The organism is Aeromonas sp. R10-1 (genome assembly GCF_040908465.1).
GTDB classification, from domain to species: Bacteria; Pseudomonadota; Gammaproteobacteria; order Enterobacterales; family Aeromonadaceae; genus Aeromonas; species Aeromonas caviae.
Genome location: NZ_JBFODT010000039.1, coordinates 71,411 through 86,812 on the forward strand (window position 1 = coordinate 71,411; position 15,402 = coordinate 86,812).

At 62.2% G+C, this 15,402-nt stretch carries 16 protein-coding genes and 1 riboswitch; of the genes, 7 read left to right on the plus strand and 9 right to left on the minus strand.

Annotated features, from left to right (window positions below; genetic code table 11):
- Positions 1-35 precede the first annotated feature (35 nt).
- On the minus strand, positions 36-902 hold the full coding sequence (locus tag AB5Y93_RS19845) for a DMT family transporter (RefSeq protein ID WP_368230248.1): 867 nt from the start codon (positions 900-902) through the stop codon (positions 36-38).
- A 105-nt stretch (positions 903-1,007) separates the two neighbouring features.
- On the opposite strand from AB5Y93_RS19845, the gene AB5Y93_RS19850 reads away from it, so the two are divergent.
- Positions 1,008-1,466, plus strand: a complete 459-nt coding sequence (locus tag AB5Y93_RS19850; RefSeq protein ID WP_368230249.1) for an Lrp/AsnC family transcriptional regulator — start codon at positions 1,008-1,010, stop codon at positions 1,464-1,466.
- A gap of 87 nt (positions 1,467-1,553) precedes the next feature.
- Here the strand turns inward: AB5Y93_RS19850 and AB5Y93_RS19855 are convergent, their stop codons facing one another.
- From AB5Y93_RS19855 to treR, 4 genes are all read right to left on the minus strand, one after another.
- Entirely contained in the window at positions 1,554-2,174 is a 621-nt protein-coding gene (locus AB5Y93_RS19855) for a sugar O-acetyltransferase (protein WP_368230251.1), read from the minus strand.
- Positions 2,174-3,838 (minus strand): alpha,alpha-phosphotrehalase, encoded by a 1,665-nt coding sequence (gene treC / locus AB5Y93_RS19860; protein WP_368230253.1) that lies wholly within the window; start codon positions 3,836-3,838, stop codon positions 2,174-2,176. Before treC ends, AB5Y93_RS19855 begins: the two co-directional genes overlap by 1 nt.
- An 88-nt stretch (positions 3,839-3,926) precedes the next feature.
- Positions 3,927-5,357 carry a PTS trehalose transporter subunit IIBC gene (gene treB / locus AB5Y93_RS19865; RefSeq protein ID WP_324041130.1) on the minus strand — a complete coding sequence of 477 codons (1,431 nt, stop codon included), beginning with the start codon at positions 5,355-5,357 and terminating at the stop codon, positions 3,927-3,929.
- A gap of 186 nt (positions 5,358-5,543) precedes the next feature.
- Entirely contained in the window at positions 5,544-6,491 is a 948-nt protein-coding gene (gene treR, locus AB5Y93_RS19870) for a trehalose operon repressor TreR (protein WP_041211765.1), read from the minus strand.
- A 134-nt stretch (positions 6,492-6,625) separates the two neighbouring features.
- On the opposite strand from treR, the gene AB5Y93_RS19875 reads away from it, so the two are divergent.
- From AB5Y93_RS19875 to ansB, 3 genes are all read left to right on the plus strand, one after another.
- Positions 6,626-7,576, plus strand: a complete 951-nt coding sequence (locus AB5Y93_RS19875; protein ID WP_368230255.1) for an AEC family transporter — start codon at positions 6,626-6,628, stop codon at positions 7,574-7,576.
- A 111-nt stretch (positions 7,577-7,687) separates the two neighbouring features.
- Positions 7,688-7,882: a heavy metal-associated domain-containing protein gene (locus AB5Y93_RS19880; protein WP_279976404.1), complete on the plus strand. Its 195-nt coding sequence runs from the start codon at positions 7,688-7,690 to the stop codon at positions 7,880-7,882.
- A gap of 129 nt (positions 7,883-8,011) precedes the next feature.
- Positions 8,012-9,070, plus strand: coding sequence for an L-asparaginase 2 (gene ansB, locus AB5Y93_RS19885; RefSeq protein WP_010675782.1), 1,059 nt, complete (start codon positions 8,012-8,014; stop codon positions 9,068-9,070).
- A 94-nt stretch (positions 9,071-9,164) separates the two neighbouring features.
- Here the strand turns inward: ansB and AB5Y93_RS19890 are convergent, their stop codons facing one another.
- Positions 9,165-10,151, minus strand: a complete 987-nt coding sequence (locus AB5Y93_RS19890) for a sodium:calcium antiporter (RefSeq protein WP_324041129.1) — start codon at positions 10,149-10,151, stop codon at positions 9,165-9,167.
- A gap of 89 nt (positions 10,152-10,240) precedes the next feature.
- Positions 10,241-10,347: riboswitch (yybP-ykoY riboswitch) on the minus strand.
- 191 nt (positions 10,348-10,538) lie between these two features.
- Between AB5Y93_RS19890 and AB5Y93_RS19895 the strand changes: the two genes are divergently transcribed.
- The gene (locus AB5Y93_RS19895; protein ID WP_041213974.1) at positions 10,539-11,126 is read left to right on the plus strand and encodes a superinfection exclusion B family protein; all 588 of its coding nucleotides are present in this window, start codon (positions 10,539-10,541) and stop codon (positions 11,124-11,126) included.
- Positions 11,127-11,190: 64 nt separating this feature from the next.
- On the opposite strand, the gene AB5Y93_RS19900 is transcribed toward AB5Y93_RS19895, so the two are convergent.
- The 3 genes from AB5Y93_RS19900 to AB5Y93_RS19910 form a co-directional block, all read right to left on the minus strand.
- Positions 11,191-11,649, minus strand: coding sequence for a methylglyoxal synthase (locus AB5Y93_RS19900; protein ID WP_041211864.1), 459 nt, complete (start codon positions 11,647-11,649; stop codon positions 11,191-11,193).
- Positions 11,650-11,899: 250 nt separating this feature from the next.
- Positions 11,900-12,379, minus strand: coding sequence for a bacterioferritin (gene bfr / locus AB5Y93_RS19905; RefSeq protein WP_010675778.1), 480 nt, complete (start codon positions 12,377-12,379; stop codon positions 11,900-11,902).
- 131 nt (positions 12,380-12,510) lie between these two features.
- Complete coding sequence (locus AB5Y93_RS19910) at positions 12,511-12,717, minus strand: bacterioferritin-associated ferredoxin (RefSeq protein WP_164882654.1); 207 nt, start codon at positions 12,715-12,717, stop codon at positions 12,511-12,513.
- Positions 12,718-12,855: 138 nt separating this feature from the next.
- Here AB5Y93_RS19910 and AB5Y93_RS19915 point away from each other — a divergent pair, with 138 nt between their 5' ends.
- The gene (locus AB5Y93_RS19915) at positions 12,856-13,170 is read left to right on the plus strand and encodes an HlyU family transcriptional regulator (protein ID WP_041211748.1); all 315 of its coding nucleotides are present in this window, start codon (positions 12,856-12,858) and stop codon (positions 13,168-13,170) included.
- Positions 13,167-15,239 carry a tRNA(Met) cytidine acetyltransferase TmcA gene (locus AB5Y93_RS19920; protein ID WP_368230258.1) on the plus strand — a complete coding sequence of 691 codons (2,073 nt, stop codon included), beginning with the start codon at positions 13,167-13,169 and terminating at the stop codon, positions 15,237-15,239. The genes AB5Y93_RS19915 and AB5Y93_RS19920 overlap by 4 nt, the downstream gene beginning before the upstream one ends.
- Positions 15,240-15,402: the final 163 nt, after the last annotated feature.

Consider the following 15,402-nt stretch of genomic DNA (forward strand, 5'->3'; position numbering starts at 1 on the left):
GGGGCCGGTCATCGCCGGCCCCGATTTTTTTTGGTTCAGGCGGAGCCGGCTTGTCGACGACCCGCCTGCCAGGTGGTGCCCATGGAGGCGGCGATGATGGCGGCTATCCCGAGCCATTGGGACGGGGGCAACTGTTCGCCCAGCCATACCAGTCCCATCAAGGCTCCCATGGCCGGTTCACCGCTGGTGAGAATGCCGTAGCTCTTGAGGGGAAGGCGGCGCAGGGCAAACATCTCGAGAGAGTAGGGGATGGCGCTCGAGAGCAGCCCCACCCCGATGATGGTGAGGATCACGGGGACGGTGAATGACGCCTCGATCGCACCCTCCAGCCCGAAGGGCAATACCAGCAGGGTGCCCACCCACATGCCCAGCGCCGGAGCTTGTGCGCCCAGCAAGGCTCCTGCCCGCTTTCCGGTGAGCATATAGAGCCCCCAGAAGAGGCCAGCCCCGAGAGCCAGTGCGGCACCCAGGGGATCGATGGCCTGCTGTGTTGCCCGCAGGGGCAAGAGCAGCAGCAGCCCGGCGATGGCCAGTATCAGCCAGATGAAGTCCGCCCGGTGGCGTGAGGAGATCAGAGCCACCGTCAGGGGGCCGATGAACTCGATGGCCAGGGCTACGCCGAGGGGAATGCGTGCGATGGCCAGATAGAAGAGCAGGTTCATGGCCCCAAGCGACAGGCCGTAGGGGATGGCGCCCAGCAGGGTGCGTCGGTCGAGGGGGGCACGCCAGATGCGAAACACCAGGGAGAGAAGGAGGGCGGCGCACCCCAGCCGGAACAGGGTCGTGCCTGCGGCTCCCAGCAGGGGAAACAGGGATTTGGCCAAGGAGGCGCCGAGGGTGATCGACAACATGGCGAGCAGGACGGCCAGAAGAGAGGAGAGGGCATTGGGATTGGGTTGCATGGTATTGATACCGAGCAGGACGATGGGCAGTAAAATATATCTGGAGACTTGGGTAAAACCGGTCTAATACTGGCCTTGTGCGATAATTTTTATCTAATGAACCCCATGACCGACAAATTTGATCTGCTCATCCTCGCCGAGCTGCAACAGGATACTCGTTTGCCCACGCCGGAGCTGGCCCACAGGGTCGGTCTTTCCGCCCCAGCCTGCTACCGCCGCGTCCGCGCCTTGCGGGAGTCCGGTCTCATCGAGCGGGAAGTGGCGCTGGTGGCACCGTCCACCATGGGCTGGCCCATCACCATGCTGGTGCTGGTGACCCTGGAGCGGGATCATGGCCACATCGTCGATGAGATGATCGCCAGCCTGCAGCGGGAACCCGAGGTGATGGATCTCTGGTATGTGACGGGGGAGCAGGACTTCGTGCTGCAAGTGGCCGCCAGGGACATGCAAAGTTACGAGCAGTTCACCCGTCGGGTGCTCCATGCCAGGGACCAGGTGCGCAGTTTCAAGACTCTGGTGGTCATGGGACAGCACAAGCGTTGCGGCGCCTTGCTGCCCGGGTAAAGAGGGGGTTGCGCCGAAGCCTTGCCGGCATTGCGGGAGCGCCGTCAGGGAAACGAACAGGGGCAGGTACGGCCTGCCCCTTCTGTGTCAGCCAGGTTCTCCGGGCGCCAGCTCCTCTGCCGTCATGGGGCGCAAGACCCGGCAGGGATTGCCGACCGCCATCACGCCTGCCGGAATGTCTTTGGTGACAACGGACCCCGCCCCGATGACGCTGTTGTCCCCTATGGTGACGCCCGGGCAGATGACGACGCTGCCCCCAATCCAGACGTTGTTGCCGATACGCACCGGCTTGCCGAACTCCACCCCCTTGATGCGCGGCGCTACCGCCACCGGGTGGGTAGCGGTGTAGATCTGCACTCCGGGGGCCAGCAGCACGTTGTCGCCTATGTGTACCTCGCACACATCCAGGATGGTGCAGTTGAAATTGGCGTAGAAATTCTCGCCGACAAAGATGTTGGCGCCATAGTCGCAGAAGAAGGGGGGCGTGATGAAACAGCGTTCTGCGCGGCCACCCAGCAGGCGGGTGAGGCGCTCATCCCAGTCAGGGGCATCGGTTCGCTCCCGGTTCAGTTCTCCCAGCAGGGCGCGGCACTGCTCCCGCGCCGCCCGCAGTTCGGGGTCCCCTGCATCATAGGGCGCTCCCGCGACCATCTTCTGCCACTCGGGGCCACGCACGGCGGGCCGCTGCACTGTCGTTGCGTCAGTCATCATTGCTCCATCAGCCAGATCAGGGATTCGTAAGGGCGCAGCTTGCAGGATTGCGGGCGGGCCGGGCTATCCGGGTAGTTGCCAAGCAGCAGTCGCCCCTCCCCGCTTTGCAGCTCGGCAGGCAAGGCAAACTCCACCGGCTCGCCGTAGAAGTTGCTCACCACCAGCAGGGTCTGATCGTCGGCGCGGCGGGCATAGGCCCAGATCTGCGGGTGCCCGGTCAGCAGCTCCTGATAATCCCCCTGAGTGAAGATGGGGTGCGCCTTGCGAAGGGCGATGAGATCCCGATAGTGCCAGAACACCGAGTGCTGGTCGGCGAGCGCCGCCTCGGCGTTGATCTCGGGGTAGTTGGCGGCTGGCTTGAGCCAGGGCGTCCCGCTGGTGAAACCGGCGTTGGCGGCGGCACTCCACTGCATCGGGGTGCGCGAGTTGTCCCGGGACTTGGCGCCGAGAATGGCGAGGATCTCGGCCTCGCTCATCCCTTCCGCCTGCTTGATGGCGAAGATGTTGCGGCTCTCCACATCCTGATAGTCGTCGATGTGCTGATAGCCGGGGTTGGTCATGCCGATCTCCTCCCCCTGATAGATGTAGGGGGTGCCTTGCAGGCCGTGCAGCGTGCTGGCCAGCATTTTGGCGGCGACCACCCTATGCTCGTCCTCATCGCCGAAACGGGAGACGATGCGCGGCTGATCGTGGTTGCACCAGAAGAGCGCCGACCACCCCTTGCCATGCATACCGCTCTGCCAGTGGTTGAAGATGCGCTTGAGTTCGAGGAAATCGAACGGGGCCTTGGTCCACTTGTCGCCGCCCGGGTAATCCACCTTGAGGTGATGGAAGTTGAACACCATGGAGAGCTCGGAACCATCCAGCGCGCCATAGCGCTGGCAGTGCTCCAGAGAAGTAGAGGACATCTCCCCCACCGTCATGGCCCCCACGGGGGCGAAGACGTCGCGGCTCACATCCTGCAAAAATTCGTGGATGCGCGGCCCGTCGGTGTAGAAGCGGCGGCCATCCCCCACCTCGTCGTCAGGGAATGCCTGATCCTTGGAGATGAGGTTGATGACGTCGAGGCGGAAACCGTCGACCCCTTTCTTCGCCCAAAAATGGATGATCTTCTTCACCTCGGCGCGCACGGCCGGGTTTTCCCAGTTGAGATCCGCCTGCTCGCAGGCAAAGAGGTGCAGGTAGTACTGGCCGGTGGCCGGGTCCAGCTCCCAGGCGCTGCCGCCAAACTTGGATTGCCAGTTGTTGGGCACGCCGCCGTCCACCGGATCTTTCCAGATGTAGTAGTCGCGATAGGGGCTGTTCTTGTCCCCCTGCGCCGACTTGAACCAGGCGTGCTCGGTGGAGGTGTGATTCACCACTATGTCCATCACGATGCGGATGCCGCGATCATGGGCGGCGGCCAGGAGCGCCTCGAAATCGCTCATGGTGCCGTAGGCGGGATCTATGTTGAGGTAATCGGCGATGTCGTAGCCGTTGTCCACCTGGGGGGAGACATAGACCGGGGTCAGCCAGAGGGCATCGACGCCGAGGGTCTTGAGGTAGTCGAGGCGGGCCATGATCCCCTTGAGATCACCGGTGCCACGGGCGCCGGAATCCTGAAAGCTCTTGGGGTAGATCTGGTAAATCACGGCGCTTTGCCACCAGGGTGTCTGTGTCATGGTTGGTTCGCTCATTGGTTGAAACCGGATTAGTTGGAACAGGGCAACGATAAAGGGCGGAGCCAGTGCTCCGCCGAGGTTGTGTGGATCAGGCCGTGGCCAGATCCAGCTTGCCGGCAGCCTGCTGGCGCTTGTAGACCAGCAGGGTCAGCAGGGCGGGGACCACGATGGCCACCAGCATGGCGATGGCGTAGATGCCCCAGTATTGCGGCTGGATGGAGAGGATGCCCGGCAGGCCGCCCACCCCGATGCCGTTGGCCATCACACCGGCGAAGCCGCAGATGAGAGCCGCACAGCTTGAGCCCACCATGGCGCACAACATGGGGAACTTGTACTTGAGGTTGATGCCGTACATGGCCGGCTCGGTCACCCCGAGATAGGCGGAGATGGCGGCCGGGACCGAGATCTCCCGCTCGTTCTCCTTGCGGCTGATCAGGATGATGCCGACGACCGCAGACGCCTGGGCGATGTTGGAGAGGGCGATCAGCGGCCAGATGGGGGTGCCGCCCATGCTCTGCATCAGTTGCAGGTCCACCGCGTTGGTGGTGTGGTGGATGCCGGTGATGACCAGGGGCGCATAGAGGAAGCCGAACAGGGCGGCGCCGATGGGGGCAAACGAACCCGTCATGGCCGCCTTGGCGGCAAAGCCGACGCCGTCACCAATCCAGCGGCCGAACGGACCGATCAGGGCGTGGGCCACGATCACCGCCAGCAGCAGGGAGATGAAGGGCACAATCACCAGGTAGAGATAGGCCGGGATGATGCGCTTGAGGCTGGTCTCCACCCATGCGAGGAAGACACCCGCCAGCAGGGCCGGAATGACCTGGGCCTGATACCCCACCTTCTGGATGACGAAGAGGCCGAAGTCCCACACTTCCGGGGTCTGCTGGCCGATGCCATAGGCGTTCATCAGTTGCGGCGACACCAGCGTGATACCCAGCACGATGCCGAGGATCTCGGAGCCGCCCATCTTCTTCACCGCAGACCAGCAGACACCCACCGGCAGGAAGTGGAAGATGGCTTCACCCAGCAGCCAGAGGAAGGCGTGCACCTGGGCCCAGAACTGGCTGATCTCGGTGAGGGTGCGGGTGCCGTCGTCGAACATCTTGATGTCGCCGATGACGTTGCGAAAGCCCAGGATCAGACCACCGGTGATGATGGCGGGCAGCAGGGGGACGAAGATCTCGGCCAGGTGGGAGATGCCGCGCTCCAGCGGGTTCATGTTGTGGCGGGCGGCCTGTTTGGCGGCCTCCTTGCTGCCACCGCTCACGCCGATCTCCTGGGTGAGCGCCTTGTACCACTGATCCACCTCGTTGCCGATCACCACCTGGAACTGGCCGCCCTGGGTGAAGCTTCCCTTCACCGAAGGGATGGTCTCGATGGCCTTGGGGTCGGCCTTGGCCGGATCGGCCAGCACGAACCTGAGCCGGGTCAGGCAGTGGCTGACAGTGGTGATGTTCTCTTTGCCGCCGATCCGCTCGATCAGCTGCGCCAGATGCTGTGTGTTGACTTTTGACATGAGCCTTCCCTCTGTGACTCCATGAATAATGGTCGTGTCTTTACCGGCTGGCCAAGGACCGCCCGTTTATTGGTATCGTTCCCAATCAGCATGAAGCCAGTGGCTGGTATCGGCAATGGGAACGTTCCCAATTCGTGGCGCTGGTCACAAAAAGCGCAAAACGCCGGGAATGGAGGAAAAGATAGACTACAGGGGCTGACAGGGGGCGATGGTCGCTCTGGGGGGCTGCCCCTCTTCAATCTGGTCGAGCAGCTGTCTGGCGGCCAGGATGCCGGCGTCCTTGTAGCCGAAATCCAGGCTGAGGGTGTTGGCAAAGAGGAAAGTCAGCATGGGATTGCTGCCAAGTCCGCTCACCAGGATGTCGGTGCGCCCCTGCTCCTGCAGGTACTTGGCGGCACCGATGGCCAGGGTGTCGCTGGCACAGACCATGGCCTGGGTGGTGGGGGTGAGCAGCTCGGCCGCGAGCCGATAGCCGCTTTGCAGACCGAGATCCCCGAGGGCGCTGCGGGGCGTGCGCCCCTGTTCCCGACAGTAGTCGAGGTAAGCCTGATGCCGACGCAGCCCGGTGGTGAGATCGCTGCGTTCCACCCCGAGATAGGCGACCTCGGTCAGGCCACGCTCCCCGAGGTGGGCGAGCACGGCGCGCACCGCCCCGTCATCGTCGAAGCAGACCGACGAGAAGCCGGGGCGCTCACGGGCCATCAGCACCAGTTTCTCCCTGAGCGGCGCCATGGCGGCATAGTCCAGATCGTTGAAGGCAAACAGGATGATGCCGTCCACCCCGCGCCGCTCCAGCACCGCCAGGTGCTCGCTCACCTTGGCGGGGGAGAACTTGCTCTCCATCAGCACGGCGTCGTAGCCACGCTGGTAGAGGGTCTCCAGCATGCCGCGCACCGCCTGGTTCTCGGAGCTGGAGTCGAGGCGCGACACCACGATGCCGACCACCTGCTGACTCTGGCTGCGCATGGCCCGCGCCGATTTGCTCGGGACGAAACCGTGCTGGGCGATCACCGATTCAACCCTGGCCCTGGTCTGGGCATTGACCTTGGGATCCTGATTGAGCACCCGGGAGACGGTCGACTTGCCGACCCCGCTGAGGCGAGCGATATCGAGGATGGTCAGTTTCTTTTCCATGGGGGATCCGTGACAGGGGAGGGCGACAACCGGGATGCAGACATTGTTGTGATTAACTCCTGTGAATACAAGCCCATGGCGTTAGAATGCCCTTTCCCAGGCGACTTTCTTCGCCGTTGCACAGGACGCGCATCATGGATCTGTTGGCAAGTCTGCACTTCTCTCTCTCCATCACGGGCCCCATCTGTCTGGTGCTGGTACTCGGCATCTGGCTCAAGCGGCCGGGTCTCTTGCCTGACAGCTTCGTCGAGTCCGCCTCCCGTCTGGTGTTCCAGGTCACCCTGCCAGCTCTCTTGTTCCTGAGCATGGTGCGCACCGATTTTTCCTCCATGCCGAGCCCCTGGCTCATCCTCTACGGCCTGCTCGGCACCCTCGCAGGTTTCCTGGCGCTGGAGGTGCTGGCGGCCCGTTTCATCGGCGAGAAGAAATTGCGGGGCATCTTCGTGCAGGGCAGCTTTCGCGGCAACATGGGGATCATGGGGCTGGCCTATGTGCAAAACGCCTACGGCCCGGAGGGGATAGGGGCCGCCGCCCTGCTGGTGGGCTCCATCACAGTGCTCTACAACATCCTTGCGGTGATCACCCTGACCCGCAGCCTGGGGGGCGGAAAGGGGCTCGCCCCCATACTCAAGGGGATCGTCAAAAATCCCCTCATCATCGCCATTCTGGCGGCCCTGCCCTTCGGTCTGCTCGGCATCGAACTGCCCCAGTTGGTCATCACCACAGGCAACTATTTCGCCAACATGACCCTGCCGCTGGCCCTGCTCTGCACCGGCGCCAGCCTCAACCTCAAGGCCCTGCGCGGCGGCGCCATGCTGACTGGCTGGGCCACGGTCAACCGGTTGTGCTGCATCCCCGTGCTGCTGGTGCTGGGGGCCTGGGCGCTCGGCTTCAGCCCGCAGGCCCTCGGCATCCTGTTTCTCATCAGCTCTACCCCCACCGCCGCCGCCAGCTATGTGATGACCCGCGCCATGGGCGGTGACAGCGCCCTGGCGGCCAACATCATCGCCACCACCACCCTGGGCTCGCTCGTCACCACCAGCCTGGGGGCCGCCCTGATGAACTACCTGGGACTGATGGGGTGATGGGGCGCCGCCATGATGCACGACCCGGGGTTGACGGGATCGGCATTCACCCTTGACCTTGCCGGAGGCGGCAGCTTTAGGCTGATGTCACATCGACAGAGGAGAGAGCCCATGACCATCGAACTCACCGTTACCGGCATGTCCTGCGGCGGTTGCGCTGCCAGCCTGCAAAAGGCCCTGCTGGCCCAGCCGTCAGTTCTCACCGCCACGGTCGACTTTGCCAGCCGCAAGGCCGTCATCGAGAGCGAGCTGAGCAAAGCCGAGTTGATCGCCCTGATCGAGGCGAGAGGCTTTCAGGTAGAGTGAATTATCACTTAATTGGTATAAATCAGACTAATATTCTGTTTACTTCTTTTTATTGGTGAGAATGATCACTTAAATCCCATTTAAAAAGAATAAAAATGCTGCAATTCCCTCATCCAAAAGGATTGCAGCATGACCCTTCCCATTCGCAAGACCCTGATCGCCGCCGTACTCGGCCTGACCCTCTCCCCTATGGCCATGGCGCTGCCCAGCGTGCACATTCTGGCCACCGGCGGCACCATCGCCGGGGCGGGCCAGTCTGCCACCCAGTCCAACTACGAGGCCGGCAAGGTGGCCATCGAGACGCTGATCGCCGCCGTGCCCGAGATGAAAAACGTGGCCGACGTGCAGGGTGAGCAGGTGGTCAAGATCGGCTCCCAGGACATGAACGACGAGGTGTGGCTCACGCTCGCCAAGCGCGTCAACGCGCTGCTGGCCAGGGATGACGTGGACGGCATCGTCATCACCCATGGCACCGACACCATGGAGGAGACCGCCTACTTCCTCAATCTGACCGTCAAGAGCGACAAGCCGGTGGTGCTGGTGGGCGCCATGCGCCCCTCCACCGCCATGAGCGCCGACGGCCCCATGAACCTCTACAACGCCGTGGTGACTGCCTCCGACCCCGCCTCAAAGGGACGTGGCGTCATGGTGGCGATGAACGACACCGTGCTGGATGCCCGCGACGTCACCAAGACAAACACCACAGGAGTGCAGACCTTCGCCTCCCCCAACTTCGGCCCGCTCGGCTACATCCACAACGGCAAGATCGACTACCAGCGCAGCCCGGCCCGTCTGCATACCAGCAAGACCCCGTTCGACGTGAGCAAGCTCGACAAGCTGCCCCAGGTCGGCATCGTCTACAGCTACGCCAACGCCTCGGACCTGCCGGCCAAGGCCCTGGTGGATGCCAAGTTTGACGGCATCGTCAGCGCCGGGGTGGGCAACGGCAACCTCTACCACACCCTGTTCGACACCCTGGCCAAGGCGAGCAAGGACGGCATTCGCGTGGTGCGCTCCGCCCGCGTGCCGACCGGCTCCACCACCCTGGATGCGGAGATCGATGATGCCAAGTACGGCTTCGTCGCCGCCGAGACCCTCAACCCGCAGAAAGCGCGGGTGCTGCTGATGCTCGCCCTGACCCAGAGCAAGGATCCGGCCCAGATCCAGCGCTGGTTCCAGCAGTTCTAAGACCTCGGATCGGTCTGATTGACACTACCCCGTGAGATGAAGGGCAGGATGGGATCCTGCCCTTTCTTGTTGCGCCAGAGGCAGAGGCCGGCCCTCAGCTCATCATCAGCCAGCCGCAGAAACCCAGGTAAACCAGTCCCACCAGAGCGAGCCTGCCCGCCGTCATCCGCTCCCGACTGAACCCCCACCACAGCAGCGTGACCGCCAGCAGCGTCACCAGGGAGGAGGCCATCATGGTGCTGTCCAGCAGCCAGGGAGTGAACAGCAGGCAGAACGCCTTGGGAATGGTGCCCTGGATCATCATGGCGCCGGAGATATTGGCCAGCGCCAGCCGGTGTTTGCCCTGTCGCACCCAGATAAGCACGTTCATCAGCTCGGGCATTTCGGTGGCCACCGGGCTCAGCAGCAGGGCCGCCAGCACCGGAGAGAGACCGAACAGCTCGCCCATGTTCTCCAGCTGGTGAACGAACAGCTGGGCCGCCAGCGCCACCACACCGAGCGCCACCAGGGTTTGCAGCAGCACCTTGCCGAGCGCCGGGATCCTGGCGTGCGGATCCAGCTTGAGGGGGGAGGGCAATTCCGCATCGTGGCTGTCGGTCTGTTTCAGCTCACGTCGCACATAGAGGAGGTACATCAGCACGAACAGGGGGGCCAGCCAGGTTTTACCGGTGAAGGCCACCATGCCAAGCAGCACGGCCAACAGGAAGATGCCGGCAAACCAGGCCTGATCGCGGCCTATCTCCCGCTGCACCTCGCCATTGATGGCTCTGTGCTCCCGGCTCATGCACAGCAGCAGGGTCACGCCGACGGCAGCATAGCCTATGGTAGCCAGCACCAGCGGGCCGCCGAGGGCCGCACCTATGCCTATCTGCTGCTGGGCGGGGGCATCCCCCATCAGCAGGGCGGTCAGGGTGACGATGCATTCGGGCAGGGCCGTGCCGAGGGCAGCCAGCAGAGAACCGGTGGCGCTTTGGGACAGTTTGAAATGATGGCCGGTCCATTCGATGCCGTTGACGAAGTATTCGCAGGCCAGATAGATGGTGACGGCAGAGATCAGAAATAACAGCAGGGTGATCAGCATGATGAGTAACCGCCAGGCGAGCAGAACAACCGATGGACCCGATACGGCTCGCCCGGCTGGCGTGCATATCGAGGCCAAAGGTCTTGCAGGACGATAGGTGCTATCGCCGCCCATGCCATGGATCTGCGGATCCAAGAGTGTTGACATGGGCCCTGCCCGGATTTCGGGCGGGTTGCTACTCCCCAGTGACAGTGCGGGCTTTTTACCAAGTGGCTCTGTGAGGCGCAAGGCCAACAGGAGATGATCCGCGCGACAAGTTGTAAAAGGATGTGACAACCCCCTCGACTCTCCCATCCGGGATCCTGATCTTTTTACGGGGATCCTTGTGCTGGCACAGCGATTGCTACGAGTTGGCTACTGTCCACATTGACTTGGGAAGGGTGAACGATGAAACGGTGGATCCAACATTTTTACCAGCTTAATCGCCTCAACTGGCTGATGGTCTGGCTGCTGCTCTGCTGCAGCATCATCCTGCTGTTTCCGGCCGGATTGATGAAAGGTGCCGTGAGCCAGTGGGCCACGGCTCATGCGGCCTGGCTTGGGGTCGGCATGTTGATCGCCATCTCCTATTTCTGCAGTCAGGGCTTCCTGATCGCCTGGGAGTGGGCCTGTGACGAGTGGCAGTCCCGCCGCCAGCAGGATCAACTGGCCCAGATGATTGGCTTCCTCGACTTCAACGAGAAGGCGGTGCTGCGGGAGTTCGTACTGCAACGGAAAAGCGTCATAAACCTGCCGATCACCGAACCCGCCGTCAAAAACCTGATGGATGCCGGCGTGCTCACCTACGCCTACGGCAAGCCGGCGCGAGAGAAGGAGGACGAGAACCAGATCCGCGCCCTGATGATCGCCTTGCCGGCGCGCCCTCTGCTGACCTACAAGGTTCTGGGACTGTCGCGGGGCAAGATGAGCGACGAGCAGGTGGAGCAGATCATGAATGCCAGGCCCAAATTCGCGCAGAAAAGCCTCCAGCGCTGACCTTCTCCCCCCATGAAAGAAAAGAGCCGGACATCTGTTCCGGCTCTTTGCTGTCTGGCGTTGCTTATTCGGTTCTGGCCTTGAGGTAGCCGGCGTAGTCGGGCACCTGGACGCTGAATGCCTGCTGCATGTGCGGGCTGTCCATGATGAAGTCCGCCGTCGCCTCGTTGGTGGCGACCGGGATGTTCCAGACGGCCGCGAGGCGCAGCAGAGCCTTGACGTCAGGATCGTGGGCGGCGGGATTGAGGGGATCCCAGAAGAAGATCATCACGTCTATCTTCCCTTCGGCGATGAGGGCGCCGAGCTGCTGATCCCCCCCCATGGGGCCGGAGAAGAGGCAGGTAATGGGCAGCTGTGCCTTCTTGCCGAGCAGGGTGCCCGTGGTGCCGGTCGCATAGAGATGGTGGAGCTTGAGCTCCTCCTTGCGGCGCAGCACCCAGTTCAGCAGAGGGGCTTTCATGTTGTCGTGAGCCACCAGGGCAACCCGTTTGTGGGGCGCCATCTCGCGTGCAATCAGTTCCATGGAGGTCGTCCGTAGCAAAATGATGGGAATGGGGTCGTATCCTAATCGAAAGCGGCGCCTGCCGCTGCCCCATGCATCGTAACTGTGATCCCGGAGGTGGTTCAATCCGGCGCCTGCCATCCTGCCATCCTCTGGCCTGCCTTGTCAGCAGCCAGGTTGGCTACCGTATCGTTGGGCAAGATCTCTGCCTCTGTCGCCATGAAAAAACCCGCCTGGGCGGGTTGGGATTGTCTCTTGATGTCATCGCGATTCAGGATGACTCGGCATGGAGCTGGGATTGCTGGTAGTTTTCCAGACCGATACGGGCGATGAGATCGAGCTGGGTTTCCAGCCAGTCCACATGCTCCTCTTCATCTTCCAGGATCTCCTGGAACAGGTCGCGGCTGACGTAGTCCTGCACGGACTCGGCATAGGTGATGGCGACTTTCAGGTCGGGGATGGCGTCCATCTCCAGAGACAAGTCACAGCGCAGCATCTCTTCCACCGTCTCACCGATGCGCAGCTTGCCCAGATCCTGCAAGTTGGGCAGCCCTTCCAGAAACAGCACCCGCTTGACCAGCTCGTCGGCATGTTTCATCTCATCGATGGATTCGTGATACTCCTTGTGCCCCAGCCCCTTGAGGCCCCAGTCATCATAGATGCGGGCATGCAGGAAGTATTGGTTGATGGCAACCAGCTCATTGGCCAGCACCTTGTTGAGGTGGGCAATGATTTTGGGATCTCCTTTCATCGACATTACTCCTCGTTTTCGAGCCTAGGCAACGATCACTAGAGCTTAGTCCAGAAACATGACCATAACGTGATGGGGAAAGTCGTCCCCTGGAGGGCAGAAGGAGAGATGAAGACGAGAAGTCGGCGGTTTTACGCCACTTCGTAATAGAGCGGTTCCTGCTCTGACCCCATCTTGTCGATTTCGGTAGCGATGATCTCCATCGCCATGCGCACACATTTACCACATTGGGCACCGACTTCCAGCGACTGTTTCAACTGTCTGAATTCAGTCTTGCCTGCCTGTACCGCCTTGCGGATCTGGTTATCTGTGATGCCGCGGCACAAACACACGTACATAATCTGGACCTCATGCTGGAATGAGATGAAATCTAAATGAGAATGGTTCGTAGTGCAAAGAACGAATGGTAATAAGATCCCGTGCTTGCCAGTGATTCCACCCTTGGGGAGAATGCCTTCATCAGAGAGGATGCGAACATGTTCAAAAAACTATTCAATGCCCTGTTCAAGGGAGAGATCGCCCAGAGCCCCGAGGTTGAGCCCATCGAATACATGGGCTATCTCATCTATCCCGAGCCCATGGCCGAAGGGGGGCAATACAGGCTGGCCGGTCGCATCACCAGGGAGATCGACGGGCAATTACAGACCCATCGCTTCATCCGCTCCGATCTCTTTGCCAACCCGGCGGATGCCGAGCGCTTCATGGTGCAAAAGGCCCATACCTTCATCGACCAGATGGGGGAGCGCATGTTTGAACCCCGCGTGAAGCCAGACGCCAGCCCAGCTCCATGATGTCAGCCGAGCTGCTCGCCTTGCGCCACGCTATCGCTCATGCCGGCGAGCGGCGTCTGATCTGGCTGGAAGGGGAGGAGGGTGACTGCATCGTTCGTGCCGAATCCTTGCTGTGGGGGGCGGTGTTCTGGCTGGGGCAGGGTCCTGAGCGTCATGCTCCGCAGCCTGCCGCCAAGGCGCTTCAACGGCTCGGTCAGGAGTGCGACACCCTGGTATTCAATGCCTTCAGCGGTTTTCACCCCGATGCATTCGGTGCCTTGGCGGGGACATTGAGGGCTGGGGGGCTCTTGCTTCTGCTGACCCCGCCGCGTGAGGTATGGCCGACCTACCCAGACCCTGATCGTCAGAGGCTGGTCGCCCAGCCAGAGGAGGTCGATCGTGCCGGGCAGGGGTTCATCTCCCGTCTGGTACGGTTGCTGGAAGAAGATCCGGCGCGAGATCTGACGCCTGCCTCTTGTGATATTACCTGGCAGCCTCTCGACGGGGACCGGCCGCTGAGCGCGGATCAGGCCCGTGCGCTGCCCGCCATCCACAATGTGTTGCACGGCCATCGCCGACGCCCCCTGGTGCTGAGCGCCGATCGCGGTCGTGGCAAGAGCGCCGTGCTGGGGCTGGCGAGCGCCGACTTGCTGAGTCGGGATCCGGCCTTGACGATAGCGGTGACGGCCCCTTCCCACGCTACAGTGGCGACACTTTTTGCCCATGCAGAGCGCGCGCTGGCAGAGATGCCTGAGCGGCTGGCCGGTCTGAGCTATGTGTCCCCTGATCGGGTGGCTCAAGGAGACGTGCTGGCGGATCTGTTGCTGGTGGATGAGGCCGCCGCCATCCCGACCCCGCTGCTGGAGGCCATGCTGGCCCGTCACAGTCGCATTGTCTTCGCTACAACGGAGCACGGCTATGAGGGGACGGGGCGCGGCTTTCATCTGCGCTTCAAGAGGGTACTCGATGAGCAAACCCCGGATTGGCAGGAGCTGCACCTGGTGGAGCCCATTCGCTGGAGCCTGAGCGATCCGCTGGAGCCTCTGATCTTCCGGCTCCTTGGTCTGAATGCCGACATATCGGCACCTCATCCCCCGACATCACCGACCTGGCGCCTGGTCGGACAAGATGAGCTGGCCCGTGATGACGCGCTGCTCAATCGGGTGTTCGGCCTGCTCGTGCTGGCTCACTACCAGACCAGCCCCAGTGATCTGCGGTATTTGCTGGAGGGGCCGGATCTCGACATTCATCTGATGGAGCAGGGACAGGAGTTGCTCGGGGTGGCGCTGGTCGCGCGGGAGGGCAATATACCCCCTGATCTGGCGCACGCGATCTGGGCCGGACGAAGGCGCCCTCGTGGACATCTGCTGCCCCAGTCGCTGCTGGCCCACGCCGGTTTCGTGACGGCGGGGGAGCGCTCTTATGCCAGGGTGATGCGCATCGCCATCCATCCTGCCCTTCATCGTCTCGGGCTGGGGTCTTGGTTGCTGGACAAGCTGGTATCACATTATCGGGCATTACGGGTCGATTATCTGGGATCTGCCTTCTCCGCCAGTCCAGATCTGCTGCCATTCTGGCTCAAGGCGGGATTGAAGGTGCTGCGTCTTGGTCTGCAGCGCGATGCGGCCAGCGGCAGTCATGCAGCTTTGCTGCTGATGCCGTTGCAATCGGAATATCACGCCGAGCTGGCGCAATGGCGACAGCGTTTCATGAGCCAGTTGCCGGCCCTGCTGGCGGGTAAACTCAAGAGGCTGGATACCGAACTGGTCTGGCTATCCCTCAGAGGCGGACCTGTCACTCATGTGCCGGATCTGGATGAATTCGAGCATCGGGAACTCGATTGCTTTGCCCACCATCACAAGCCATTCGAATTGTGCCAGGCGACACTGCAACGCTGGCTACTCCGGCGAGTGATGATGCTGGATGCGTTGAGTCAGGATGAACGACGGTTGCTGATCGCCACCATCTGGCAATATGCGCCCTGGTCAGAGCTGGCTGCCCGACAGGGTGTCGCGGGCAAACCCGCCCTGATAAAAGCATTGCGCTCCCTGCTGGCCAGACTGCTGGCTCAGCAAGCACCAGCGGGCTGACCCCGCCTCTGGCACGGCAGAAAACCACGGAGCCCGGGAGGAACCAATGGGCCCTCCGGGTTCTGCACATCGATTCGACTCACCATGGCTGAAGCTCTCTCCGTTCAAGGCGCGGCCACCCCGGGACCCGTTTCTCCCCCTTCCCTGCTCGCGTTTTGCCCAT